At 72.0% G+C, this 25431-nt stretch carries 19 protein-coding genes and 1 riboswitch; of the genes, 14 read left to right on the plus strand and 5 right to left on the minus strand.

Annotation, left to right across the window (positions count from 1 at the left end; genetic code table 11):
* Positions 1 to 16: 16 nt before the first annotated feature.
* The 4 genes from ABZZ38_RS22945 to ABZZ38_RS22960 all read left to right on the plus strand — a co-directional run bounded on the left by ABZZ38_RS22945 (position 17) and on the right by ABZZ38_RS22960 (position 5943).
* Positions 17 to 1876 (plus strand): ABC transporter ATP-binding protein, encoded by a 1860-nt coding sequence (locus ABZZ38_RS22945; RefSeq protein WP_356742930.1) that lies wholly within the window; start codon positions 17 to 19, stop codon positions 1874 to 1876.
* Positions 1877 to 1982: 106 nt separating this feature from the next.
* A complete protein-coding gene (locus ABZZ38_RS22950; RefSeq protein ID WP_356742932.1) occupies positions 1983 to 2924 on the plus strand; it encodes a FadR/GntR family transcriptional regulator in 942 nt (313 codons plus the stop codon).
* 486 nt (positions 2925 to 3410) lie between these two features.
* A complete protein-coding gene (locus tag ABZZ38_RS22955; protein WP_356742934.1) occupies positions 3411 to 4961 on the plus strand; it encodes an RNA polymerase sigma factor in 1551 nt (516 codons plus the stop codon).
* A 196-nt stretch (positions 4962 to 5157) separates the two neighbouring features.
* Positions 5158 to 5943, plus strand: coding sequence for a serine protease (locus ABZZ38_RS22960; RefSeq protein ID WP_356742936.1), 786 nt, complete (start codon positions 5158 to 5160; stop codon positions 5941 to 5943).
* A 369-nt stretch (positions 5944 to 6312) separates the two neighbouring features.
* Here ABZZ38_RS22960 and ABZZ38_RS22965 read toward each other — a convergent pair whose 3' ends face one another.
* Positions 6313 to 6540 (minus strand): hypothetical protein, encoded by a 228-nt coding sequence (locus ABZZ38_RS22965; protein ID WP_356742938.1) that lies wholly within the window; start codon positions 6538 to 6540, stop codon positions 6313 to 6315.
* 443 nt (positions 6541 to 6983) lie between these two features.
* On the opposite strand from ABZZ38_RS22965, the gene ABZZ38_RS22970 reads away from it, so the two are divergent.
* The 3 genes from ABZZ38_RS22970 (at position 6984) to ABZZ38_RS22980 (ending at position 11319) form a co-directional block, all read left to right on the plus strand.
* Entirely contained in the window at positions 6984 to 9101 is a 2118-nt protein-coding gene (locus ABZZ38_RS22970) for a DNA topoisomerase IV subunit B (protein ID WP_356742940.1), read from the plus strand.
* A gap of 134 nt (positions 9102 to 9235) precedes the next feature.
* Positions 9236 to 9697 (plus strand): DUF485 domain-containing protein, encoded by a 462-nt coding sequence (locus ABZZ38_RS22975; protein WP_356742942.1) that lies wholly within the window; start codon positions 9236 to 9238, stop codon positions 9695 to 9697.
* Entirely contained in the window at positions 9694 to 11319 is a 1626-nt protein-coding gene (locus tag ABZZ38_RS22980) for a cation acetate symporter (protein WP_356742944.1), read from the plus strand. The genes ABZZ38_RS22975 and ABZZ38_RS22980 overlap by 4 nt, the downstream gene beginning before the upstream one ends.
* A gap of 33 nt (positions 11320 to 11352) precedes the next feature.
* Here the strand turns inward: ABZZ38_RS22980 and ABZZ38_RS22985 are convergent, their stop codons facing one another.
* The 3 genes from ABZZ38_RS22985 to ABZZ38_RS22995 all read right to left on the minus strand — a co-directional run bounded on the left by ABZZ38_RS22985 (position 11353) and on the right by ABZZ38_RS22995 (position 14027).
* The gene (locus ABZZ38_RS22985) at positions 11353 to 11559 is read right to left on the minus strand and encodes a hypothetical protein (RefSeq protein WP_356742946.1); all 207 of its coding nucleotides are present in this window, start codon (positions 11557 to 11559) and stop codon (positions 11353 to 11355) included.
* Positions 11560 to 11622: 63 nt separating this feature from the next.
* Complete coding sequence (locus tag ABZZ38_RS22990) at positions 11623 to 12303, minus strand: response regulator (RefSeq protein ID WP_356742949.1); 681 nt, start codon at positions 12301 to 12303, stop codon at positions 11623 to 11625.
* Positions 12300 to 14027 carry a sensor histidine kinase gene (locus ABZZ38_RS22995; RefSeq protein WP_356742953.1) on the minus strand — a complete coding sequence of 576 codons (1728 nt, stop codon included), beginning with the start codon at positions 14025 to 14027 and terminating at the stop codon, positions 12300 to 12302. Before ABZZ38_RS22995 ends, ABZZ38_RS22990 begins: the two co-directional genes overlap by 4 nt.
* Positions 14028 to 14262: 235 nt before the next feature.
* Here ABZZ38_RS22995 and ABZZ38_RS23000 point away from each other — a divergent pair, with 235 nt between their 5' ends.
* The 3 genes from ABZZ38_RS23000 to ABZZ38_RS23010 are packed head-to-tail and all read left to right on the plus strand — an operon-like array spanning position 14263 to position 17685.
* On the plus strand, positions 14263 to 15381 hold the full coding sequence (locus ABZZ38_RS23000) for a GTP-binding protein (RefSeq protein ID WP_356742956.1): 1119 nt from the start codon (positions 14263 to 14265) through the stop codon (positions 15379 to 15381).
* Positions 15382 to 15391: 10 nt separating this feature from the next.
* On the plus strand, positions 15392 to 16549 hold the full coding sequence (locus ABZZ38_RS23005) for a DUF1266 domain-containing protein (protein WP_356742960.1): 1158 nt from the start codon (positions 15392 to 15394) through the stop codon (positions 16547 to 16549).
* Positions 16546 to 17685 carry a DUF1266 domain-containing protein gene (locus ABZZ38_RS23010; protein ID WP_356742976.1) on the plus strand — a complete coding sequence of 380 codons (1140 nt, stop codon included), beginning with the start codon at positions 16546 to 16548 and terminating at the stop codon, positions 17683 to 17685. Before ABZZ38_RS23005 ends, ABZZ38_RS23010 begins: the two co-directional genes overlap by 4 nt.
* Positions 17686 to 17784: 99 nt before the next feature.
* On the opposite strand, the gene ABZZ38_RS23015 is transcribed toward ABZZ38_RS23010, so the two are convergent.
* On the minus strand, positions 17785 to 20238 hold the full coding sequence (locus ABZZ38_RS23015) for a DNA topoisomerase IV subunit A (protein ID WP_356742963.1): 2454 nt from the start codon (positions 20236 to 20238) through the stop codon (positions 17785 to 17787).
* Between the two features lie 187 nt (positions 20239 to 20425).
* Here ABZZ38_RS23015 and ABZZ38_RS23020 point away from each other — a divergent pair, with 187 nt between their 5' ends.
* From ABZZ38_RS23020 to ABZZ38_RS23035, 4 genes are all read left to right on the plus strand, one after another.
* Positions 20426 to 21778 carry a pitrilysin family protein gene (locus tag ABZZ38_RS23020; RefSeq protein ID WP_356742977.1) on the plus strand — a complete coding sequence of 451 codons (1353 nt, stop codon included), beginning with the start codon at positions 20426 to 20428 and terminating at the stop codon, positions 21776 to 21778.
* Positions 21779 to 21804: 26 nt separating this feature from the next.
* Positions 21805 to 23172 carry a pitrilysin family protein gene (locus ABZZ38_RS23025; protein ID WP_356742979.1) on the plus strand — a complete coding sequence of 456 codons (1368 nt, stop codon included), beginning with the start codon at positions 21805 to 21807 and terminating at the stop codon, positions 23170 to 23172.
* Between the two features lie 264 nt (positions 23173 to 23436).
* Positions 23437 to 23606: riboswitch (cyclic di-AMP (ydaO/yuaA leader) on the plus strand.
* 12 nt (positions 23607 to 23618) lie between these two features.
* Positions 23619 to 24401, plus strand: a complete 783-nt coding sequence (locus ABZZ38_RS23030) for a M23 family metallopeptidase (protein ID WP_356742965.1) — start codon at positions 23619 to 23621, stop codon at positions 24399 to 24401.
* 219 nt (positions 24402 to 24620) lie between these two features.
* Complete coding sequence (locus tag ABZZ38_RS23035) at positions 24621 to 25286, plus strand: GntR family transcriptional regulator (protein ID WP_356742967.1); 666 nt, start codon at positions 24621 to 24623, stop codon at positions 25284 to 25286.
* Positions 25287 to 25431 lie beyond the last annotated feature (145 nt).

A 25431-nucleotide genomic window follows, 5' to 3' on the forward strand; every position in this document is an offset into this window, starting at 1 on the left:
TACCGCGGGAGAAGCGATGCTCCAGGCAATCGGACTGACCAGCAGAGCCCGTCGAGGTCTCCCGCCCGTCGTGCGCGACCTCACCTTCGAAGCCCGGCCCGGCGGCGTCACCGCCCTTCTCGGCGCTCCGGGTTCCGGCAAGACCACCGCGCTGCGGCTGATGCTCGAACTCGAACCCGGCCGCGGCATCACCTACTTCCGCGGGCGCCCCCTCCACCGCATCGCGCGCCCCGCCTGCGAGGTCGGCGCCCTCCTCGGCGACGTGCCCGGCCATCCGTCCCGCACCGTACGCGGCCACCTGCGGATGGTCTGCGCGGCTGCCGGAGTCCCCGCCTCGCGCGCCGACGAGCTGCTCGAAGCCGTGGGTCTCGCCGGCCTCCACGACCAGCGCCTGGGCACCCTCTCCCTCTCCATGGAACGCCGACTGAGCCTCGCCGCAGCCCTGTTGGGAGACCCGCACACCGTCCTCCTCGACCAGCCCACCGCCGGGCTGCCCCCCCGGGAAGCCGGCTGGCTGTACGAACTCCTGCGCGCCCACGCCGCCGACGGCGGCACCGTCCTCTACACGACCGACGACCCCAAGGAAGCCGCCCGCACCGCCGACCACGTCGTCACCATCGACAAAGGGCGGCTCATCGCGGACCAGGCGGCGCCCGACTTCGCCCGCACCCGGCTCCGCCCGCGCGTCGCCGTCCGCACCCCTCACGCCGCCCGGCTGGCCGCCCTCGTCAGCCGCGAGGCGCGGTCCGCCCGGCGCTCCGTCGAGGTCGTCCCCGAGAACGGCAACCGCCTGTCCGTCTACGGCAGCAGCTGCGCCGAGGTCGGGGAGACCGCCTTCCGGCACGGCGTCCTCCTCCACCAACTCGCCGACGAGACCGGCGACACAAGCCCGGCCCCCGTCCCGGCCCCCACCCCGCCACCCGAAGCGAACCCCGCTCCCACGCCCTTTGGCGCACCGCGTCCCCCGGCCCCCGCCCCGGTCCCGGAACCCCCAGCCCCCGAGTCCACCGGCTCCGCCCCCGGCCCCGCCGCCCCTGACGCCGCCGCGACCGACACGGACCCCCGCCCTCCACACGTGCCGCCGCCACTCCGCCCCAAGCACCCGCGCACCCCGCTCCACCCCTTCCGCTACGAGCTCCGCCGGCTCGCCGGCGTGCCCGCCACCCCCCTGATCGCCGCCGCGGCCCTGATCACCTCCGCCGTCATCGCCGTGCTGCTCGCCCGCACCGGCCGCACCCCCCTCCCCCACGTGATCGCCGCCTGGCCGGGTCTCTTCCCGCTGCCGCCCGCCGCGCTCGGCGCCGGCCTCCTCGGCGCGTTCTCGTTCGGCGACGAGTACCGCTATCCGGTGCTCTCCGCGGGCCGGGGCACCGTGCCGCGCCGCCTCGGACTCCTGATCGCCAAGCTCGTCGTGACCGCCGCCACCGCCCTGCTCCTCGCGCTCCTCGTCGCGGTCGTCGACCTCGAGGCGCTGCGCCTGGTCTACGGCGGTGACTTGATCCCGGTTCCCGACAACTGGCTCTCACTCTGCGCCAGCTGGGCCGGACTGGCGGTCGGCTGCGCCTGGGCCGGTCTGCTCGGGGCCGGGGTCTTCCGCGTGACGGCGGCCGGCGTGGCCGCCGTGCTGGCCGTGCCGGTCCTCATCACCCCGCTGGTGCAGAAGGCGCTCGTGGGCCCGTCCGTGCGTTCGATCGCCGGACTGCCCGGCCGGGTGCGCGAACTGACTTGGACCCGCTGGCCGTACGAGGCCGACCGCTGGCTCATGGGCCTGGTTCAGGTGGTAGCCCAACCGGTCGGCGCCGCGCTGGTGTTGTCGCTGACCGCCCTGATCTGCGCCTATCTGCTCACCGGCCTGCGCCGCCGCGCCCGTTGGTGACCATGCGGTGACCAAAGCGGTCCGAACGGTCACAACTCCCTTGGAATTTGCCCGCTTCCTTCCGATAAGGCGTCAATTGGCAAGCGAGCGCCGATCACCCTTTCGTGTGCTTTTCACCAAAGACCTCAAGGGCTGTGGAAACGACGCCGACAAAGGATGCGTGAGTACCCTTGCGCACACCATGATGACCGCCGCCCGCCCCGTCGAGACCGGCCTCGCGGCCCCGGGTGGACTGGACCGATACCCCTACGCGGAGGGGCCCGGCGCGGGCCGTGTCGGCCCCCCCGCCTGGGAGACCGGCGACACGGAGTTGGGCCGGGTGGGCCGACGGACGGCGGGCAACCGTGGCCGTGGCCTGCACGGCCAACTCGTCCAGCAGCTCGGCCAGATGATCGTCTCCGGCGACCTCGGCGCCGACCGTCCGCTCGTACCCGAGGAGATCGGCCAGCGCTTCGAGGTCTCCCGCACCGTCGTCCGGGAGTCGCTGCGCGTTCTTGAGGCCAAGGGCCTGGTCAGCGCGCGCCCCAACGTCGGTACCCGGGTCCGGCCGGTCAGCGACTGGAACCTCCTCGATCCGGACATCATCGAGTGGCGGGCCTTCGGCCCCCAGCGCGAGGACCAGCGCCGGGAGCTCGGTGAGCTGCGGTGGACGATCGAGCCGCTGGCCGCGCGTCTGGCCGCCGGACACGGCCGCGAGGACATCCAGCAGCGCCTCGGCGACATGGTCGAGATCATGGGCCACGCCTTTGCCCAGAGTGACACGCTCACGTTCTCCCGGGCGGACGCGGAATTCCACTCCCTGCTGATCCAGGTCGCGGGCAACCGGATGCTCGAGCACCTGTCCGGCATCGTCTCCGCCGCCCTCCAGGTCTCCGGGTCCCCGGCCATCAGCTGCGACCGCCCCAGCGAGACCTGCCTGGCGCACCACGCGCGCATCGTCGACGCCCTGGCCGCGGGGGACGGGCACGCCGCCGAGTCCGCCATGCGTCAACTGCTGACCACCCATCCCGAGGTGGAGCGGGTCGTGCCGGCCCCGCGCGAGCACTGAACCACCGGCGGCAGCGGCGCGCTCGGATGGGCGTGGGTGATGTATGCGGCCGGGCCCCGGTGGGTACGCGACGCTACGTACTCGGCGTACCGACGTAGCGGACTCACCGGGCGCACCGGATGCACCGGATGCACTGGATGCACCGGGTGTTCCGGAGCGGGAAGTTCCGGATGTGGTCCATGTACCGGCGTACTCGGCGTACCTGGGGTCCGGCGGCGTGCGATTACGGAGGCTATCCATCCATTGAGCACCTTTGATCACATATGGGGTGTGACTCGGGCCACGTGGATCGGGCGTAACGCTCTTCGGACCCCTGCGATGACCTAAGAGGTGATAGCCGAGGAGGGAATACAGCCGCCGTTCAGGTCGCTGTGCAGCTCCGAGGTTCAGCCCGCGTCGTCGGCACATTCCCAGCCGGCGGTCGTCGGCTCCGGCCCGATCATGGGCGGGGCCGGAAGCCGTTTCCATCGTTCCGAGAGGTTGTTCGTGTCGGCCAGCACATCCCGTACGCTCCCGCCGGAGATCGCCGAGTCCGAGTCTGTGATGGCGCTCATCGAGCGGGGAAAGGCTGATGGGCAGATCGCCGGCGATGACGTGCGTCGGGCCTTCGAGGCTGACCAGATTCCGCCAACCCAGTGGAAGAATGTTCTGCGCAGCCTCAATCAGATCCTCGAGGAAGAGGGTGTGACGCTGATGGTCAGTGCAGCGGAGTCGCCGAAGCGCGCCCGCAAGAGCGTCGCAGCGAAGAGCCCGGCAAAGCGCACCGCCACCAAGACCGTCACCGCCAAGACGACCGTGACCAAGCCCGTCACGGCCGCCGCGGCCCCGGCGGCCCAGAGCGCGGACGTCCCGGCCGACGAGGCCGGTGCCACCGCCAAGAAGGCGGCAGCGAAGAAGACCGTCGCCAAGAAGACGGCGGTGAAGAAGACCGCCGCCACCAAGAAGACGGCGGCCAAGAAGACCACGGCCAAGAAGGACGCCGACGAGATCCTCGAGGGCGAGGAGCTGCTCGACGAGGTCCAGCCCGTCAAGGGTGAGGACGAGGAGGCCGAGGGCGAGAACAAGGGCTTCGTCCTCTCCGACGAGGACGAGGACGACGCGCCCGCGCAGCAGGTGGCCGTCGCCGGCGCGACCGCCGACCCGGTCAAGGACTACCTGAAGCAGATCGGCAAGGTCCCGCTGCTCAACGCCGAGCAGGAGGTCGAGCTCGCCAAGCGCATCGAGGCCGGCCTGTTCGCCGAGGACAAGCTGGCGAACTCCGACAAGCTGGCGCCGAAGCTCAAGCGTGAGCTGGAGATCATCGCCGAGGACGGGCGCCGCGCCAAGAACCACCTGCTGGAGGCCAACCTCCGCCTCGTGGTCTCGCTGGCCAAGCGCTACACCGGCCGCGGCATGCTCTTCCTGGACCTGATCCAGGAGGGCAACCTGGGTCTGATCCGCGCGGTCGAGAAGTTCGACTACACCAAGGGCTACAAGTTCTCCACGTACGCCACCTGGTGGATCCGTCAGGCGATCACCCGCGCCATGGCCGACCAGGCCCGCACCATCCGTATCCCGGTGCACATGGTCGAGGTCATCAACAAGCTCGCGCGCGTCCAGCGCCAGATGCTCCAGGACCTGGGCCGCGAGCCCACCCCGGAGGAGCTGGCCAAGGAGCTCGACATGACCCCCGAGAAGGTCATCGAGGTCCAGAAGTACGGCCGTGAGCCGATCTCGCTGCACACCCCGCTCGGCGAGGACGGCGACAGCGAGTTCGGTGACCTGATCGAGGACTCCGAGGCGGTCGTTCCGGCCGACGCGGTCAGCTTCACGCTCCTGCAGGAGCAGCTGCACTCGGTGCTCGACACCCTGTCCGAGCGTGAGGCGGGCGTGGTCTCCATGCGCTTCGGTCTCACCGACGGCCAGCCGAAGACGCTGGACGAGATCGGCAAGGTGTACGGCGTGACCCGCGAGCGGATCCGCCAGATCGAGTCCAAGACCATGTCGAAGCTGCGTCACCCGTCGCGCTCGCAGGTCCTCCGGGACTACCTGGACTGACCTGACCCGGCACGACCTATGCCGCGGAGGGCCCGGTTTCCGAAAGGAAGCCGGGCCCTCGCGCATGTGCGCGGGTGCGCTCCCGGCCGCGGTGGCGGACTCTGGGTGAAGGTCGTTCAGCGGAGAGTCAGGAGGCCCTATGCGTCGGGTGCGTCGTTCCCTCAGCCGGACATGGACGGGGAGACGGGCGGGGGTCATGGCCCTGACGGCGGTGGCGGCGGCCGTGCTGCCACTCGCGTGCCCGGCGCCCGTGGCCGCCGACAGCGTGGTGGTCGGCGGGCAGCCCGTACGGGCCTCGGACAGCCCCTGGGCGGTGGCCCTGGCCAGCCGTGAGCGGTTCGGGGGCGCGCGCTCCGGCCAGTTCTGCGGGGGTGTGGTCGTCGCGCCGGCGAAGGTGGTGACCGCCGCCCACTGCCTGGGGTCGGCGGTGCTCGGCACGGACGCGGGCGCGGTGACCGATCTGACGGTCATCGCCGGGCGGACGGAGCTGCGCGGGACGGGCGGCCAGGAGATCGCGGTGACCCGGGCGGAGGTGAGCCCGGTGTACGACCCGAAGACCCAGTCGGGTGACCTCGCCGTGCTGACACTGGCACGCGCGCTGCCGGACTCGTACGTGATCAAGGTCGCGGGCCCGGGCGACCCGGCGTACCAGCCCGGTACGAGCGCCGACGTCTACGGCTGGGGCGACACGACGGGCGGCGGTGCGTACGCGTACGGGCTGCACGCGGCCCGGGTCAGAGTGCTACCGGACGAGGTCTGCGCGCGGGCCTACGCGGCCGAGACGGGCGGGGCGTACGTCCCGACGACCATGCTGTGCGCCGGGGAACCGGCCGGCGGGCGGGACGCGTGCCAGGGGGACAGCGGCGGGCCGCTGGTCGCACGGGGCCGGCTCATCGGCCTGGTGTCCTGGGGCAGCGGCTGCGGACAGCCGGACAGCCCGGGCGTCTACACCCGGGTCTCAGCGGTGATGCCGCGCCTGTGACGCCTTGAGCTCCTCGGGCCCGGTGGGCTGTGGCCGGATGGGAACCGCCCGCCGCGGGCACGGGTACCACCTCCGGACCCCGGCGCCGGGCCCCGGGGTCCGGAGTGGCGCCCAGGGACGTGGGCGCCCCACCGGCGGCCGGTCGGCGGGGCGGCGAGGGGCGCGGGCGCCACGAGGCGCCCGGCAGGCCTGGTGGCCGCCCCAGGGGGCGCCACGGGCCCTTCCCCCGGCGAGACGTAAGGGGGCCGGGCGGTTCCGCGCCGGCCCGGGTGGTGCGGGTACGAGAACGGGCGGCCGGTCCCCTGGGTGTGGGGGCGGCCGCCCGTCGACCGGTCCTGGACCGGCCCCTGGCTCGTCGGGATGTGAGTGTCAGCGATCCTCTTCAGCGCTGGCCGGCACGGTGGTGAGCCGGTCCGTCTCATCCTGTATTTCCGCGGCGATCTTCTTGAGTTCCGGCTCGAACTTACGCCCGTGGTGGGCACAGAAGAGCAGTTCGCCACCGCTGGTCAGCACGACGCGCAGATATGCCTGGGCGCCGCAGCGGTCGCAGCGGTCGGCGGCCGTCAGCGGGCTCGCGGGGGTCAGAACAGTAGTCACGTCGCCTCTTCTCTAGCTCGACGAGCTGTCGTACCAGGGTCAACATCCAACCAGGCCGAAAACGTTCCCGCTCGTGGCTTTTCCTTGAAACTTTTTCCAAGGTGGCTGTCTGCTGCCGGTTGGCGGCGAATGAGCCGTATCGCGGTGCTCTACGGGTTTCGCGGTCGCTTGCGTTGCATTGTGTGGTTCGGTCCCCCCGGCTGGGTTGCCGGTTGTTCATGAGGACGTGCCCGGAGCCTAAATGGTTCATGCCTGGAAGGGAACGTGATGTGCACGTCACCCCATCGAGGGATCGAACACCTATGCGACCCTCGACTAGCATAAGTTGTCGCGAGGGTGGCGTGACAACGGCTCTACCAGGCCTGGGTACCCTCTGACCCGGCAACAGAAGCCGGGCCTTACCCCCATGGGCCACATCCCAAATTCAGCGAGGAGCGAACCGCGTGACCGCCGAGACGTCCGTGCCGTCCAGTGCGCTGCTGACCGCAGACCGTGACGGTTCCAACTACACCGCTCGGCACCTGCTCGTACTCGAGGGGCTGGAGGCGGTTCGCAAGCGCCCGGGTATGTACATCGGGTCGACCGACAGTCGCGGCCTGATGCACTGCCTCTGGGAGATCATCGACAACTCGGTCGACGAGGCCCTCGGCGGGTACTGCGACCACATCGAGGTCATCCTCCACGAGGACGGCTCGGTGGAGGTCCGGGACAACGGCCGCGGCATCCCCGTCGACGTCGAGCCCAAGACCGGGCTGTCCGGTATCGAGGTCGTCATGACCAAGCTGCACGCCGGCGGCAAGTTCGGCGGCGGCTCCTACGCCGCCTCCGGCGGTCTGCACGGCGTGGGCGCCTCGGTCGTGAACGCCCTCTCCGCCCGCCTCGACGTCGAGGTCGACCGGAACAGCTCCACCCACGCCATCAGCTTCCGGCGCGGTGTTCCGGGCATCTTCACCGAGTCCGGCCCCGACGCGCCCTTCGATCCCGCGAACGGGCTGCGCAAGATCAAGCGCGTGCCGAAGACCCGCACCGGCACCCGCGTGCGGTACTGGGCGGACCGCCAGATCTTCCTCAAGGACGCCAAGCTCTCCCTGGAGAACCTGCACCAGCGCGCCCGCCAGACCGCCTTCCTGGTCCCCGGCCTGACCATCGTCGTACGGGACGAGCGCGACATCGAGGGCGGGGGCAAGAGCGAGGAGACGTTCCGTTTCGACGGCGGCATCAGCGAGTTCTGCGAGTACCTCGCCCAGGACAAGGCCGTCTGCGACGTCCTCCGCCTGACCGGCCAGGGCACCTTCAAGGAGACCGTGCCGGTCCTCGACGAGCGTGGCCACATGACGCCCACCGAGGTCACCCGCGAGCTCGGTGTCGACGTGGCGCTGCGCTGGGGCACCGGGTACGACACCACGGTCAAGTCCTTCGTGAACATCATCGCCACCCCCAAGGGCGGCACCCATGTCTCCGGCTTCGAGCGCGCCGTCACCAAGACCATGAACGAGGTGCTGCGCTCCGCCAAGATGCTGCGCGTCGCCGAGGACGACATCGTCAAGGACGACGCCCTGGAGGGCCTCACGGCCGTCGTGACCGTGCGGCTGGCCGAGCCGCAGTTCGAGGGCCAGACCAAGGAGGTCCTCGGTACGTCCGCGGCGAACCGCATCGTCGCCAATGTGATCGCCAAGGAGCTCAAGGCGTTCCTGACCTCCACCAAGCGCGATGCCAAGGCGCAGGCCCGCGCGGTGCTGGAGAAGGCCGTCGCCGCCGCCCGGACCCGCATCGCGGCCCGTCAGCACAAGGAGGCCCAGCGTCGCAAGACCGCGCTGGAGTCGTCCTCCCTGCCCGCCAAGCTGGCCGACTGCCGCAGTGACGACGTGGAGCGCAGCGAGCTCTTCATCGTCGAGGGGGACTCCGCGCTCGGCACGGCCAAGCTCGCCCGGAACAGCGAGTTCCAGGCGCTGCTGCCCATCCGCGGCAAGATCCTCAACGTCCAGAAGTCGTCCGTATCGGACATGCTGAAGAACGCCGAGTGCGGAGCGATCATCCAGGTCATAGGAGCCGGGTCCGGCCGGACCTTCGACCTCGACGCCGCGCGGTACGGCAAGATCGTCCTCCTCGTGGACGCCGACGTCGACGGTGCCCACATCCGCTGCCTGCTGCTGACGCTCTTCCAGCGCTACATGCGGCCGATGGTCGAGGCGGGCAGGGTCTTCGCCGCCGTACCGCCGCTGCACCGCATCGAGCTGGTGCAGCCGAAGAAGGGCCAGGACAAGTACGTCTACACGTACTCGGACAACGAGCTGCGGCAGACGCTGCTGGAGTTCCAGCGCAAGGGCATTCGGTACAAGGACTCGATCCAGCGCTACAAGGGTCTCGGCGAGATGGACGCCGACCAGCTCGCGGAGACCACCATGGACCCGAGGCACCGCACGCTGCGCCGGATCAACATCGGCGACCTGGAGGCGGCGGAGCAGGTCTTCGACCTCCTCATGGGCAATGAGGTCGCCCCGCGCAAGGAGTTCATCACCAGCTCCGCGGCGACGCTGGACCGCTCGCGTATCGACGCCTGAGCTCCTCACCCGGGAGTTCGCCCGCTCTTCACCCAATGGGGTGAAGAGCGGGGAGAGAAGAGTCCGGGATGTTCCCGGTCTGCCCATCCTTGGGCACGCGGCCGAAACGGTTCGCTGACAAGGAGAGTTGACCGGTGATCGATGACCCCTGGTATGACGCCCTTGCTTCCGGCTGGGGAGAGCCGGCCGGGCCGGTGGAGCCGGCCGCCGCGGGGCGGCCGGGCGCTCAGGCGCCGCAGCGGCCCCCCGGAGCGGCCGACATCTACCGGGAAGTGCAGCGCAGCGCCGCCTTCCAGGAGGTGCGCGGCCGCTACCGGCGGTTCGTGGTGCCCGCCGCCCTCGCCTTCCTCGCCTGGTACCTGGCGTACGTCGTCGCCGCCACCGCCGCCCCGGGGCTGATGGCCCGGCCGGTGGCCGGCGCGGTGAATGTGGCGATGGTCGCGGGGCTCGGCCAGTTCCTCACCACCTTCGCCCTGACCTGGGCGTACACACGCCATGCCCGGCGGCACCGGGACCGCGCCGCCCTCGATCTCCGGTGGGCCGTGTTCGACCACGAGCGCGGCCGGGAGAGGACGCGAGAGGCGGCCGAGCGTTGAGCGGGGACCACCAGACCCTGGCACTGCTCCTGTTCAGCGCCTTCGTCGCGGCGACCCTGGCGATCACCACGTGGGTCAGCCGCACCCGGCGCGGATCAGCCGAGGAGTTCTACGCAGGCGGGCGCCTGTTCTCCCCCCTGGAGAACGGTCTCGCCATCGCCGGTGACTACATGTCCGCCGCCTCCTTCCTCGGCATCTCCGGTCTGATCGCGCTCTTCGGATACGACGGAATGCTGTACTCCGTCGGGTTCCTGGTGGCCTGGCTGGTCGTTCTGCTGCTCGTCGCCGAACTCGTCCGCAACTGCGGCCGGTACACGCTCGCCGACGTCATCGCCGCGCGCATGCGCGAGCGGCCGGTCCGTATCGCGGCGGGAACGTCCTCCGTCACCGTGTCCGTGCTCTACCTGGTGGCGCAGATGGTGGGAGCCGGCAGCCTCGTCGCCCTCCTGCTCGGCGGGACGGGCCAGGCCGCGCGGACCTGGACCGTGATCGGCGTCGGCGCGCTGATGGTCGTCTACGTAACCCTGGGCGGCATGCGGGCGACCACCTGGATCCAGATCGTCAAGGCCGTGCTGCTGATGGCGGGCACGATCGCGCTCACCGTGCTGGTGCTGCTGCGCTTCCACGGCGACATCGACCAACTGCTCACCACCGCGGCCGAACGCAGTGGTCATGGCCGCGACTTCCTCGCGCCCGGCCTGAAGTACGGCGGGGACTGGACCGCGCGCCTGGACTTCATCAGCCTCGGCCTGGCGCTCGTCCTCGGCACGGCCGGGCTGCCGCACATCCTCTCCCGCTTCTACACGGTGCCGACCGCGCGGGCCACCCGCCGCTCGGTCGTCTGGGCCATCGGCCTCATCGGCGGCTTCTACCTGATGACGATCGTCCTCGGCTTCGGCGCGGCGGCGATCGTCGGCACCGACGAGGTCCGGGCGTCGAACGCCGCCGGCAACACCGCCGTACCGCTCCTCGCCCTGGACCTGGGCGGCGGAGCGGGCTCGACCGGCGGCGCGGTGCTCTTCGCGGTCGTCGCGGCGATCGCCTTCGCGACGATCCTGGCCGTCGTCGCCGGCATCACCCTGGCCTCCTCCGCGTCGGTCGCGCACGACCTGTACGCCTCACTGAGGCGGCGACGGGGGCAGGGACAGGGGCTGGAACCGGGGTCGGAGGGCAAGGAGTACAGCGAGGTCGCGGTGGCACGGGTCGCCGCCGCCGGCATCGGCGCGGTCGCCATCGGCCTCGGCCTGCTCGCCCGCGACCTGAACGTGGCGTTCCTGGTCGGACTGGCCTTCGCGGTCGCCGCCTCCGCGAATCTGCCCGTCCTGCTCTACTCGCTGTTCTGGCGGAACTTCACCACCCGCGGCGCCGTCTGGTCGGTGTACGGGGGGTTGATTCCGGCCGTCCTGCTCGTCCTGCTCTCGCCCGTCGTCTCCGGCGAACCGGAATCACTCTTCCCGGGCCTGGACTTCCAGCTCTTCCCGCTCCAGAACCCGGGCCTGGTCTCCATCCCGCTGGGCTTCCTGGCCGGTTGGCTCGGTACGGTCACCTCACCCGAGCAACCGGACGCGGCGAAGCACGCCGAGACGGAGGTCCGGGCGCTGACGGGCGCGGGCGCGGTCTAGCAGTCCGGCGGGCCCGGCAGTCCGGCGGGCCCCTCAGGTCTGCGCCGGCCGGGTCTGGTGGACTCGCCCGGCGACGGCGATCTCGGCGGCCGAGGAGGCGGGGCGCGCGCCCATGTGGTCCAGCCGGGGGACACTGGCCGGGCCGGTGCCGACGACCACGACCTCCGCGGCGGCTCGCGGGGCCCCACGCAGGCCGGGGCGGCCCTCGCCGCCGTCAAGGTCGGGATCGCGCCGAACCACGGCGGCCGTCTCACAGATGCGCCGGCCGGGTCGCGAGTTGACGGTGCCCGGCGTGGTGCGCCTTCAGGCGGCGGCCCATACGTAGCGGTGCTCCGGGCGGCCGGTCTCGCCGTACTTCAGGGAGAGCCGGACCCGGCCCGCCCGCTCCAGCAGCTTCAGATAGCGCTGGGCGGTCTGCCGGCTCACGCCCGCCCGCTCCGCGATCTCCTGCGCGGAGAGCGGCCCGTCGGCGGTGAGCAGCACCTGCCGTATCAGCTCCGCGGTGGTGGGGGAGTGGCCCTTGGGAAGGTCCGGGGCGCCCGAGCCCACCGACAGCGCGCCGAAGATGCGGTCCACCTGCGCCTGTTCGGCCTCACCGCCGCCCTCCAGGGTGCGGCGGAGCGCCGCGTACGCCTCCAGCTTCGGGCGCAGGCCGGCGAAGTTGAACGGCTTCACCAGGTACTGGAGCGCGCCGTGGCGCTGCGCCGCCTGGACGGTGGCGACATCGCGGGCCGCCGTCACCATGATCACGTCGGTCTGGTGGCCGCGCCGGCGCAGCTCACGCACCACCGCGAGCCCGTTCTCGTCGGGCAGGTAGTGGTCGAGCAGGATGAGGTCGAGGTCGGGGAACTCCTCGACCCGGGCGAGCGCCTCGGCCGCCGTATGCGCCAGCGCGACGACGTCGAAGCCGGGCACCTTGGCGACGTACGCCGCGTTGATCCCGGCGACCCGGACGTCGTCGTCCACGACCAGTACGCGGATCATCGCGCCTCCGTCACGGGAGCACGCTCCGGCCCGGTCGCCGCGGCGTCAGGGGCGGCTTCGGCGCGCGTCACCGCCGCGTCGGTCAGCGCCTCCGGGAGGACGACGGTGAACTCGGCGCCGCCCGTCCCGCTGCCGGCGGGTTCCCTCACGCGCGCGCTTCCGCCCTGCCGCTCCGCCAGCCTGCGCACCATGGCCAGGCCCAGGCCCCGCTTCCCGCCGTGCGCCGGAAGGTCCTTGGTGGACCACCCCTCCGTGAAGACCAGCTCCCGCCGCTCGGGTGGGACGCCCGGCCCGCTGTCCGTGACCCGCAGCACCGCCGTACGCCCTTCGGCACGCAGCTCGACCTCGACGAGCGGCTCGTCCGAACCGGCCGCCGCGTCGACGGCGTTGTCGACCAGGTTGCCCACGATCGTCACCAGCTCGCGCGGCTCGACCAGCCGGTCCGGCAGGAGCGTGCCGGGCGCCAGGCGCAGCGACACGCCACGCTCCGCCGCCACCGTGGCCTTGCCCACGAGCAGCGCCGCGAGCAGCGGATCGTGCACTTTCTCGGTGACCTGCTCGGCGGTCGCCCGGTGCACCCCCACCACGTCGGTCACGAACTCCACGGCCTCCTCGTGCATCTCCAGCTCCAGCAGCCCCAGGAGCGTGTGCATCCGGTTGGCGTGCTCATGATCCTGCGCCCGCAGCGCGTCGATCAGCCCGCGCGTCGAGTCCAGCTCGCGCCCCAGCCGTTCCAGCTCGGTGCGGTCGCGCAGGGTCGCGACGGCGCCCCCGTCGTCCGTGGGCATGCGGTTGGCGATCAGCACCCGGTGGCCGCGTACGGTCACCAGGTCCTCGCCCGTGACCCGGCCGGCCAGCACATCCGCCGTCCGGCCCTCCCCGAGCACCTCGTCCAGCGGCCGACCGGTGGCCTCGGGCCCCACGCCCAGCAGCCGCTGCGCCTCGTCGTTCAGCAGCCGGATCCGCCCGGCCCCGTCCAGCGCGACGACGCCCTCCCGGATGCCGTGCAGCATCGCCTCACGCTCCGCGAGCAGCGCCGAGATGTCGGAGAAGGCGAGGTCGTGCGTACGGCGCTGCAGGCGGCGCGAGATCAGGTACGCGGCCAGCGCCCCGGCGGCAAGGGCCCCGCCCGCGTACGCGAGCAGCCCCGGGATCGCCGCGAGCAGCCGTGCGCGGACGCTGTCGTACTCGATGCCGACGGACACGGCGCCGACGATGTCGCCGTCCGCCTCACGCAGCGGGACCTTGCCCCGGGCCGAGCGCCCGAGGGTGCCGCTGTCGATCTCCATGACGTCCTGGCCCGCGAGGACCTCGCTGGGGTCGGTGGAGACGACCTTGCCGATCTGGGCGGGGTCGGTGTGCGACCACCGCACGCCGCGCCTGTCCATGATCACCACGTACTCGGCGCCGGTCGCCGTCCGGATCCGCTCCGCCTCGGCCTGCACGGGCCCGGCGGCGGCGGGCGGGAAGGCCAACAGCTCCGCGGCCACCTCGGGTGAGGCGGTGGTCCCGGCGATGGCGAGCGCGCGCCGCATCGCCTGGTCGTCGAGCTGGTCGCTGAGCGGCGCGAGGAACAGGCCGGTGGCCAGCACCGTGACACCGGTGGCGATGGCCAGCTGCATCAGCAGGACCTGCGAGAAGACCCGCTGCGGCCAGCCGAACCGCCGCCGCCGCGCGGAGGCGCGCACGGCGGCGGCAGGGGTGGGCGTCGGTGCGGGGCTCATGCCAGGAACGGTAAAGGGCGCACCCGCCTCGGGGGAATGTCCGGCGGCCCGCTGCGTGGCCAACCTCTCACCACGGTCCGTGGCCCTGCCGGGTGGTGGCACGGCCGTGCGCCCGACGGCCGCGCCTATCCTGGGGGCCGCGGGAGCCGCAGCCGCCGAACGCCGCTGACGGCCCCAGCCGCAGCCGCGTCGCAGCCGTAGCGGCCGGAGCGGAGCCGACCGAGAAAGGTGCCCCTTGAGCAGCGTGCAGGAGCAGATCCCCGTCGTCGTCCTCTCGGGTTTCCTCGGGTCGGGCAAGACAACCTTGCTCAACCACCTTCTGCGCAGCGCCAGAGGCACCCGCATCGGGGTCATGGTCAACGACTTCGGCTCGATCGAGATCGACGCCATGACGGTCGCCGGCCAGGTCGGCTCCACCGTCTCCCTCGGCAACGGATGCCTGTGCTGCGCCGTCGACGCGAGCGAGCTCGACACCTACCTGGAGACCCTCACCAGGCCCGCCGCCCGCCTCGACGTCATCGTCATCGAGGCCAGCGGCCTCGCCGAACCGCAGGAGCTGGTGCGGATGATCCTCGCCAGCGACAACGAGCGGATCGTGTACGGCGGACTCGTCCAGGTCGTCGACGCCGCCGAGTTCGACGCGACCCGCACCCGCCACCCCGAGACCGACCGTCACCTCGGCATCGCCGACCTCGTCGTCGTCAACAAGGCCGACCGCGTGGACCCCGGCGAGCTCCGCCGCGTCCACGCCGCCGTCGCCGAGCTCGCCGGCCGGGCCGCGGTGATCGACGCCGCGTACGGCCGGATCGACCCCGAGCTCCTCTTCGACCGGGCCGCCCGCGCCGACGACGGCGGCCCGCGTCAGCTCACCTTCGAGGACCTGGACGAGCTCCACGTCATCGAGGACCACCACCCGCACGCGGCGTACGACACGGTCTCCTTCACCGCCGACACGCCCCTGCACCCGCGCCGGCTGCTGGACTTCCTCGACTCCCGCCCCGAGGGCGTGTACCGCGCCAAGGGGTACGTCGACTTCGGCACCGCCGACCCCGCCAACCGCTACACCCTCCACACCGTGGGCCGCTTCCTGCGCTTCCACCCCGAGCCCTGGCCGCCCGGCGAACAGCGGCTCACCCAGCTCGTCCTCATCGGCTCCGGCACCGACGGCGAGGCGCTCCGCAAGGCCCTGGACGGCTGCCGGGTGACGGGTCCGGAGGACGTCCCGGAGGAACACAGCATGTGGGGCGTCCTGCGCTACGTACGCGAGCCGGAGCCCGAGCCGGAACCAGCGGCGGTCGCGGAGCCGGAGCGTGATCCGGAGCCTGACGACGAGCCGGCCGACATCGATTCATAAGATCATCCCCGTGATACCGGGGACGACGCGGTGGATACCGCCGACGGAGACAGAGCGGCTGCTGTACGAGGCCGCAGAGGGCGGGGACCGCGACGCGCAGCTGGCCGCGGTCTCCCGCGCCACGCTGTACCTGCCCGTCGGCCGGCTGCACGCGGACGCGCCGGGCGCCGGTCTCCCCCTCGTCCCCGTCAAGGACCCGCTGACCGGCAGGTGGAGCATCGCGGTCCACACGGTGGGCATGCTCGCGCCCTGGCACCCGGAGTGGGTCCACCGGTCCACCACGCTCGCCGAGTTGGCGCGGAGCTGGCCCGACCGGGGGAAGTTGCTGCTGACGGTGAACCCCGGGACGCCGTGCGCGATCAGCGCCGAGGCGAAAGCGCACCACCGCGCGGCGTGGCTGACCATGACCGCCCGGACCGGCGGACCGCAGCGCGGGCAGCTCCTCACGCACGCCGCCGGGCCGACACACGGAGCCCTCGCCCACGGCCTGGCCTGTGGCGCCCACCTGTCGGTGCACAACAGCGTCCCCTGGAACCAGCTCGGCACGACCTTCTTCGACTACCGCGCGGACGCCGCCACCCTGCGCGGCACCTGGAGCGTGACCAACCGCGCCCAGTTCCGCGACAAGCTGGCAGCCCTCCACCGGGCCCGGCTCGCCGGGCGGGAGGAGGCGATCGCCCTGCGCGTCCGGACCCTGCTCGCCGGACGGCTGGGCCGGACACCCTCGACGGGGGAGTGGCTGGACGCGGTCCTGCGCGACCTCACCGAGCGCGGCGCGGGCGCGACGACCCTCAAGGAGTTCACGGACACCGTGACCCGGTTCAGCCGCTACGAGGAGCGGTTCCGCGCCGACGGCGTGCTGGGCGCGGACGAACGCGTCGACACGCTGGCCGCGTTCGACTACGGCCGGATCGTCTGCTTCGTGCGGATGGCCCTCGGCGCCCGCCTCTGCGACCCGCGGGAGGCCGAGGAAGCGGTCCTCAAGGCGGGGCGGCTGAGCCGGGAGGCCTACGGATCGTGGGGCGCGTTCTCGGCGGCGTACGCGCTGGCCCGGGTCATCGCCTTCGACGAGGACTCCTTCGGACGCGTCCACCAGGAGTCGGTCACCCAGCACCGCATCCTCACGCAGGACCCCGCCAGCCCCTACCGGAGCCTGCCGTGGTCCTGAACTGGGTGCCTCCCACGCACGTCGAGCGACAGCTGTACGAGGCGCGGCTGCGCGGGGACGTCCACGCGCAACTGCGCCTCCTCGCGCGGGAGGAGTTGTTCATCGGCCAGAACCGGCACGGCGTCGACGCCGAGCCCGACACCATCCACTGGCCCGCCACCCGGGACCCGGCCACCGGGGCGCCCTTCAAGCCCCTGCTCACCCGCGGCATGCTCCCCCCTTGGCACCCGGACTGGGTTTTCCACGAGGTGACCCTGGACTGGGTGGCCGGCACCCACTGGGACCCGGGTCAGTGGCTCGCCGTGAACCCGGGCACACCGGCCGCACTCTTCCTGCCGACCACGCCCCAGGACCGCGCCCTGTGGCGCCGCTTCCACGCGGAGAACGACGGCACGACCCTCGACCGTCTGACCGCCCTGCACACCGGCCCCCTCTTCGGGCCGCTCGCCTTCGGCCTGGCCTGCGGGGCGCACCTCGCCGTCGGCAACGGCGTGCCCTGGAACGAAGTGGGCACCGTCTACCGCGAGTACCTCGGCCAGCGACGCATGCTGCGCGAGTCCTGGGGCGTCACCGACCACGCCGGCTGGCAGCGGCAGATGGCCGCCCTGCTGGACTACCGCAACAGCCCGGCCGCCCCCGAGTACGCGCTGCGGGTGCGCGAACAGCTCCGCAGGGGCCTCGGGGAGCTGCCGCCCGCCGACCTGTGGCGCGAGACCGCGGCGGGGAGCCTCCACGACCAGGGCGCGCCGCCGGCCCTGGTCGCGGAGATGGAGCAGCTGGTGCGCCGCATCATGCGGTACGAAGCCCGCTTCCGGGCGGACGGGCTGCTGCCCGGGGACGGCTGGGTCGCCACGGCGTCCGCGTACGACTACGGCAGGGCCCCGAACCTCGCCCGCTGGGGCCTGGCCGCCCGCTACTGCGACCCGCAGCAGGCGGAGCAGGCGATCGTGCACGCCGGTGCGCTGAGCAAGGCCGCGTACGGCTCCTGGGAGGAGTTCTCGGCGGCGTACACCCTGGGCAGGGTCCTCCGCTTCGACGACGAGGAGTACGGCCACTACTACGAGGACGCCCTCAACGCCCACCGGCTGCTCGTGGAGGACGAGGGCAGCCCCTGGCGCAACATCCCCTGGCGCTGACGCCCACGGCGCGCGCACCGACCGCTGACGGGCCGCCCCCCGGTATCGCCCGGCGCGCCCACCGACCACGGGGCAACGGTGGACGCGCCGTGGACCGCCCTACGACGCGGGGCCCGCCAGCACCGCGACCGGCTGGGCCAGCGGCGTGCCCGAGCCGTCGCGGCGCGGGTCGATCTCGGGCAGCTCCACGGGGGAGCCGTTCTTCTGGGCAGCCCTGGCCGGGGCCGCGCCCGCCCAGGCGAGGACCAGCATGTCCTCACCCTTCAGGAACCGCTGGCAGCGCACACCGCCCGTGGCGCGGCCCTTGCGCGGGTACTGGTCGAACGGCGTCAGCTTCGCCGACGTACCCACCGTGGAGTCCAGCGCGCCGGACGACCCGGCGACCGTGAACACCACCGCGTCACCGGCCGGATCCACCACGGTGAACGAGATCACCTCGGCACCGGCCGACAGCTTGATGCCGGTCATACCGCCCGCCGGGCGGCCCTGCGGACGCACCTGGGACGCCGGGTACCGCAGCAGCTGGGCGTCGGAGGTGACGAAGACCAGGTCCTCCTCGCCCGTGCGCAGCTCGGCCGCGCCGACGATCCGGTCACCCTCCTTGAGGGTGATCACCTCCAGCTCGTCCTTGTTCGCCGGGTAGTCCGGGACCACCCGCTTGACCACGCCCTGGAGGGTGCCGATCGCCAGGCCCGGCGAGGACTCGTCGAGCGTGGTCAGACAGACGACCGCCTCGTCCTTTGCCAGCGTCAGGAACTCGGACAGGGGCGCACCGCCGGACAGGTTCGGCGCGGAGGCCGTGTCCGGGAGCTGCGGCAGGTCGATCACCGGCAGCCGCAGCAGCCGCCCGGTGGACGTCACCACTCCCACGTCACCCCGCTGGGTCGCCGGCACCGCCGAGACGATCACGTCGTGCTTGGTGCGCCTGCCCTCGGTGTCGGCGAACCGCTCACCGGTCGCCGTACGAGCCAGCAGCCCGGTCGAGGACAGCAGGACCCGGCACGGGTCGTCCGCCACCTCCAGGGACGCGGCGGCGACCGGCGCGCCGGCCGACTCCAGCAGCACCGTGCGCCGCTCGGTGGCGAACTTCTTTGCCACCGAGGCCAGTTCGGACGAGACCAGCTTGCGCAGCTCGGAGTCCGACTCCAGGATGCGGGTCAGCTCCTCGATCTCGCTGGTGAGGCGGTCGCGCTCGCCCTCCAGCTCGATCCGGTCGAACTTGGTGAGCCGGCGCAGCGGGGTGTCCAGGATGTACTGCGTCTGGATCTCGCTCAGCGAGAACCGCTCGATGAGCCGCTCCTTGGCCTGGGCCGAGTTGTCGCTCGACCGGATCAGCCGGATGACCTCGTCGATGTCGAGGAGCGCGACGAGCAGGCCCTCCACCAGGTGCAACCGGTCGCGCTTCTTGCCGCGCCGGAACTCGCTGCGCCGCCGTACGACGTCGAAGCGGTGGTCGAGGTAGACCTCCAGCAGCTCCTTCAGGCCCAGCGTGAGCGGCTGCCCGTCGACCAGCGCCACGTTGTTGATGCCGAAGGACTCCTCCATCGGCGTCAGCTTGTACAGCTGCTCCAGCACGGCCTCCGGGATGAAGCCGTTCTTCACCTCGATCACCAGCCGCAGCCCGTGCGCGCGGTCGGTGAGGTCCTTGACGTCCGCGATGCCCTGCAGCTTCTTCGCCGCGACCAGGTCCTTGATCTTGGCGATCACCTTCTCAGGGCCCACCGTGAAGGGCAGTTCGGTCACGACCAGGCCCTTGCGGCGCGCCGTCACGTTCTCCACGGCCACGGTGGCACGGATCTTGAAGGTGCCGCGGCCCGACTCGTACGCGTCCTTGATCCCGGACAGGCCGACGATCCGCCCGCCGGTCGGCAGGTCGGGACCCGGCACGTACCGCATCAGGGTCTCCAGGTCGGCGCCCGGGTGCTTGATCAGGTGGCGGGCCGCGGCGATGACCTCGCCCAGGTTGTGCGGGGGCATGTTGGTCGCCATACCGACCGCGATCCCGGACGCGCCGTTGACCAGCAGGTTCGGGTAGGCGGCGGGGAGCGCGACCGGTTCCCGCTCCTGGCCGTCGTAGTTCGGCGTGAAGTCGACCGTGTCCTCGTCGATCGACTCGGTCATCATCAGCGCCGCGGCGGCCATCCGGGACTCGGTGTACCGCATGGCCGCGGGCGGGTCGTCGTTGCCGAGGGAGCCGAAGTTGCCATGGCCGTCGACCAGCGGCACCCGCATGGAGAAGGGCTGCGCCATGCGCACCAGCGCGTCGTAGATCGACGCGTCGCCGTGCGGGTGGAGCTTGCCCATCACCTCGCCGACGACCCGGGCGCACTTCACGAAGCCGCGGTCGGGCCGCAGCCCCATCTCGTTCATCTGGTACACGATCCGGCGCTGTACCGGCTTCATCCCGTCACGGGCGTCCGGCAGGGCCCGGGAGTAGATCACCGAGTACGCGTACTCGAGGAAGGAGCCCTGCATTTCGTCGACGACGTCGATGTCGAGGATCCTCTCCTCGAAGTCGTCGGGCTGCGCGGTCTTCGTGCTGCGGCGGGCCATCGCGGCTGCGCTCCTTCACCAGGCAAAGGCTGATCTGACGCCGACCATTGTGGACCGTCCCACCGACAACGCCGACCGCGACCCGGAAGAGGGACGGATCGGCGGGACGGGAACTTCGCCAGGTGTCGGTCCGCTTGCATACAGTGGCAGGACTTTTCACATCGCGATCGAAGGGACGTACATGCCCATGGGTCACACGGCCACAGCCCAGGCCGGCTCCGGAGGCCTGACAGCGACCGAGCACCGGCTGGCCAACGGCCTGCGCGTGGTGCTCTCCGAGGACCACCTGACCCCGGTCGCCGCGGTGTGCCTCTGGTACGACGTCGGCTCGCGGCACGAGGTCGAGGGCCGTACCGGGCTCGCCCACCTCTTCGAGCACCTGATGTTCCAGGGCTCGCAGCAGGTGAAGGGGAACGGCCACTTCGAGCTGGTCCAGGGCGCCGGTGGTTCGCTCAACGGCACCACCAGCTTCGAGCGGACCAACTACTTCGAGACCATGCCGGCCCACCAGCTGGAGCTGGCCCTGTGGCTCGAGGCGGACCGGATGGGCTCGCTGCTCGCCGCGCTCGACGAGGAGTCCATGGAGAACCAGCGGGACGTCGTCAAGAACGAGCGCCGCCAGCGGTACGACAACGTCCCGTACGGCACGGCCTTCGAGAGGCTGACCGCCCTCGCCTACCCGGAGGGCCACCCCTACCACCACACCCCCATCGGCTCGATGGCCGACCTGGACGCCGCCACCCTGGAGGACGCGCGGAACTTCTTCCGCACGTACTACGCGCCCAACAACGCCGTCCTGTCGGTCGTCGGAGACATCGACCCCGAGCGGACGCTCGCCTGGATCGAGAAGTACTTCGGCTCCATCCCCTCCCACGACGGCAAGCAGCCGCCGCGTGACGGCACGCTGCCCGAGGTCATCGGCGAGCAGCTGCGCCGGATCGTCGAGGAGGAGGTCCCGGCCCGCGCCCTGATGGCCGCCTACCGGCTCCCGCACGACGGCACGCGCGAGTGCGACGCCGCCGACCTGGCCCTCACCATCCTCGGCGGTGGCGAGTCGTCCCGGCTGCACAACCGCCTGGTGCGCCACGACCGCACGGCCGTGACGGCCGGTTTCGGGCTGCTGCGCCTCGCCGGGGCGCCCTCGCTGGGCTGGCTGGACGTGAAGACCTCCGGCGGCGTCGAGGTGCCGGACATCGAGACCGCGATCGACGACGAGCTGGCCCGGTTCGCGGCCGAGGGCCCCACGCCCGAGGAGATGGAGCGCGCCCAGGCCCAGCTGGAGCGGGAGTGGCTGGACCGGCTCGGCACGGTCGCCGGCCGCGCGGACGAACTGTGCCGGTTCGCCGTGCTGTTCGGCGACCCGCAGCTGGCGCTCACCGCCGTCCAGCGCGTGCTGGACGTCACCGCCGAGGAGGTGCAGGCCGTCGCCAAGGCCCGCCTGCGCCCGGACAACAGGGCCGTACTGGTCTACGAGCCCGTGACCGCCGAACACGGCGACGCCGACCACAGCGAGCAGGAAGAAGAGGGGGCCGACCAGTGAGCGACGCCGCTGTGTCCCTGACGTCCATGGAGTTCCACCCGCAGCCGCAGCCGGGCGCCGCCAAGCCCTGGGCCTTCCCGGCCCCCGAGCGCGGCACCCTGGACAACGGCCTGACCGTGCTGCGCTGTCACCGCCCCGGCCAGCAGGTCGTGGCCGTGGAGCTCTTCCTCGCCGCCCCCCTGGAGGCCGAGCCGGAGGGCCTCGACGGCGTCGCCACGATCATGGCCCGCGCCCTGTCGGAGGGCACCGACAAGCACACGGCGGAGGAGTTCGCCGCCGAGCTGGAGCGCTGCGGCGCCACGCTCGACGCGCACGCCGACCACCCCGGCGTGCGGGTCTCCCTGGAGGTGCCGGTCTCCCGCCTGGCCAAGGCCCTCGGACTGCTCGCCGAGGCCCTGCGCGCGCCCGCCTTCGCCGACGGCGAGGTCGAGCGCCTGGTCCGCAACCGGCTCGACGAGATCCCGCACGAGATCGCCAACCCCGGCCGCCGCGCCGCGATGCAGCTCTCCAAGGAGCTGTTCCCGGCCACTTCGCGCATGTCCCGCCCCCGCCAGGGCACCGAGGAGACCGTGGCGCGGATCGACTCCGCCGCCGTGCGCGGCTTCTACGAGGCCCATGTCCGGCCCGCCACGGCCACCGCGGTCGTCGTCGGCGACCTCACCGGCGTCGACCTGGACGCGGTCCTCGCCGACACCCTCGGCGCCTGGACCGGGGACGCGGCCGAGCCCCGCCCCGTGCCGCCGGTCACCGCCGACGACACCGGCCGGGTCGTCATCGTGGACCGGCCCGGCGCCGTGCAGACGCAGCTGCTGATCGGGCGCATCGGCCCCGACCGTCACGACCGCGTCTGGCCGGCCCAGGTGCTCGGCACGTACTGCCTGGGCGGCACCCTCACCTCGCGCCTGGACCGCGTCCTGCGCGAGGAGAAGGGCTACACCTACGGCGTGCGGGCCTTCGGCCAGGTGCTGCGCTCCGGTCCCGAGGGGAACGGCGCCGCGATGCTCGCCATCAGCGGCTCGGTCGACACCCCGAACACCGGCCCGGCGCTGGACGACCTGTGGAAGGTGCTGCGCACCCTGGCCGCCGAGGGCCTGACCGACGCCGAGCGCGATGTCGCCGTCCAGAACCTGGTGGGCGTGGCCCCCCTCAAGTACGAGACGGCCGCGTCCGTCGCGGGCACCCTCGCCGACCAGGTCGAGCAGCACCTCCCGGACGACTTCCAGGCGCAGTTGTACGCCCGCCTGGCCGAGACCGGGACCGTGGAGGCCACCGCGGCGGTCGTCAGCGCCTTCCCGGTGGACCGTCTGGTCACCGTGCTCGTCGGTGACGCCGCCCAGATCAAGGAACCGGTCGAGGCGCTGGGGATCGGTGAAGTGACCGTTGTCACCGGCTGATTGACCCGGCGTCGCTCCGTGCCGGCTCGCTGCGGCCGCTTCCGGCGTCCGCATCGGCGGCCGTTTCGGGCGTCCGCGCCATGCGGAACCCCGGCATCCACCATGGGTGCCGGGGTTCCGTCGTATGTCCGTTTTGTTGGGGAGGTTACGTGTCTGCCCTGTGGCGTGCACTACAAAAAACCGTGTCTGTTTGGTGATTGAAAGATCAGCCGCTTAGCGTCTGATGCGCTGTCCGCCCGCTGCACCCGCCGCACCCGCGGCACCGGACAGTCATCGCCGAATCCCCATCGGGCGCGAGCCCGGGGAGCCGGGGACCCGCCATACGCAGTCCCTGGGGTGAATCGGACGCCTTCGCATCCGTGCGGAGGGGCCCGTAGGAGACCTTCCTGCTCCGAACCCGTCAGCTAACCCGGTAGGCGAGAAGGAAGGAAAGGACCAACTGCTTCATGGCGTTCACCCGTACCACCGGGAAACACCGTGCCCCGAGCCGCCTGAGCCGCAAGCGCGCACATGTCGCCGGCGTCGCGGCCCTCGCCACCACCGGCGTCATCGGAACCCTCGCCTCCCCGGCGCTCGCCGCCGACACGGACACCCGCGCCCTTGAGGACACCGGCCTCAGCCAGGCGGTCATCACCGACACGCTCGCCGACCGCGTGGACGCCCAGGCCGAAGCCCAGGAGCGGGAGGCCGAGGAGGCCGCCGCCCTCGCCGAGGCCCAGGCGAAGGCCGAGGCCGAGGCGAAGCGCAGGGCCGAGGCCCGCGCCAAGGCAGCCCGGGACGCCGAGGAGCGCGCCGCCCGCGAGGCCGAGCGCAAGCGCCTCAACTCCTTCCAGCTCCCGGTCGCCGGCTCGTACGTCAGCACCGGCTACCAGACCGGCGGCGCCATGTGGTCCTCCGGCAGCCACACCGGCATCGACTTCCACGCGGCCTCCGGCACCACGGTCGTCTCCGTGGGCCTGGGCACCGTCGTCGAGGCCGGCTGGGGCGGCGCGTACGGCAACAACGTCGTGATCCGGATGAACGACGGCACGTACACCCAGTACGGCCACCTGTCGTCCATCAGCGTCTCGGTCGGCGAGCGCGTCATGCCGGGCCAGCAGATCGGGCTCGCCGGCTCCACCGGCAACTCCTCCGGCCCGCACCTCCACTTCGAGGCCCGCACGAGTGCCGAGTACGGCTCGGACATCGACCCCGTCGCGTACCTGCGCGCGCACGGCGTCGCGGTCTGACCCCCCGCGCCTCTCCAGGGCGGCACCCGCTTCCCGAAGGCCCCGGCCCGCCATGAGCCGGGGCCTTCGTCGTGCCCGCGCAGTGCCCGCGTCGGCCAAAAGATATCCATGGATTTCGATCAGGCGTCGGAAATCCAGCCGGGTTGCAATAGAGTCACTGAACACTCGTCAACTCGTCGATCGCACGCTGTTTCGCGCGGATTAAGTCGGAGGTTCGGTATGCGCATTCCCGCGCACTCGGTATGCACGGCGATTCGCGACGACATCGTGTCCGGTGTCTTCGAGCGCGGCAGCCGGCTCACCGAGGAGCAGCTGGCGCGCCGCTACGGCGTCTCCCGCGTCCCGGTCCGTGAGGCGCTGCGCACCCTGGAGTCGGAGGGCTTCGTCACCACCCGCCGGCACGCGGGCGCGTGCGTCGCCGAACCCACCGAGCAGGAGGCGGCCGATGTGCTGGAGATCCGTACGCTCCTGGAGCCGCTCGGGGCGGCGCGGGCGGCCCAGCGGCGCACCGAGGCGCACCTGAAAGTGCTGCGCGGCCTGGTCAGGCTGGGCCAGGAGCGGGCACGCCGCGGCCAGGGGGATGACCTGCGGTCGCTCGGCGGCTGGTTCCACGAGACCCTCGCCCAGGCGTCCGGCAGCCCCGGTCTGACCGCTCTGCTGACCCAGCTGCGACACAAGATCAGCTGGATGTACGCGGTCGACCAGCCGGCCCACCCGGTGGAGGCGTGGGCCGAGCACGGCGCGATCGTCGACGCGGTGGCGCGCGGCGACGCGGAACGGGCGCGGGCGCTCACCGCCCTGCACGCGGAGCGCTCGCTCGGGGCCCACCGGCTGCGCGTGAGGACTTCGCAACGTCACGTAAACACGGCGAGCGTCCGGAATTAACAGCGGGGCCGTATACAAATAAGGGCTCCGCGGCGGGCCTGAATTCGCCTGCCATGAACAGCGGAACCAGCGGAACCATAAACGAAACGGCTGAGCCGTGCGGCTCAACACCGCCCGTGCCGAATGGAACGAGCAGAACAAGGGC

The organism is Streptomyces sp. NPDC006368, from assembly GCF_040612535.1.
Lineage (GTDB): Bacteria > Actinomycetota > Actinomycetes > Streptomycetales > Streptomycetaceae > Streptomyces.

Excerpts from the sequence above, each read along its gene's own strand:
- ABZZ38_RS22945 (WP_356742930.1), top strand. The coding sequence starts at position 17 with ATGCTCCAGGCAATCGGACTGACCAGCAGAGCCCGTCGAGGTCTCCCG.
- ABZZ38_RS22960 (WP_356742936.1), top strand. The coding sequence starts at position 5,158 with ATGGCCCTGACGGCGGTGGCGGCGGCCGTGCTGCCACTCGCGTGCCCG.
- ABZZ38_RS22990 (WP_356742949.1), bottom strand. The coding sequence starts at position 12,303 with ATGATCCGCGTACTGGTCGTGGACGACGACGTCCGGGTCGCCGGGATC.
- ABZZ38_RS22995 (WP_356742953.1), bottom strand. The coding sequence starts at position 14,027 with ATGAGCCCCGCACCGACGCCCACCCCTGCCGCCGCCGTGCGCGCCTCC.
- ABZZ38_RS23015 (WP_356742963.1), bottom strand. The coding sequence starts at position 20,238 with ATGGCCCGCCGCAGCACGAAGACCGCGCAGCCCGACGACTTCGAGGAG.
- ABZZ38_RS23020 (WP_356742977.1), top strand. The coding sequence starts at position 20,426 with ATGGGTCACACGGCCACAGCCCAGGCCGGCTCCGGAGGCCTGACAGCG.
- ABZZ38_RS23025 (WP_356742979.1), top strand. The coding sequence starts at position 21,805 with ATGGAGTTCCACCCGCAGCCGCAGCCGGGCGCCGCCAAGCCCTGGGCC.
- ABZZ38_RS23030 (WP_356742965.1), top strand. The coding sequence starts at position 23,619 with ATGGCGTTCACCCGTACCACCGGGAAACACCGTGCCCCGAGCCGCCTG.
- ABZZ38_RS23035 (WP_356742967.1), top strand. The coding sequence starts at position 24,621 with ATGCGCATTCCCGCGCACTCGGTATGCACGGCGATTCGCGACGACATC.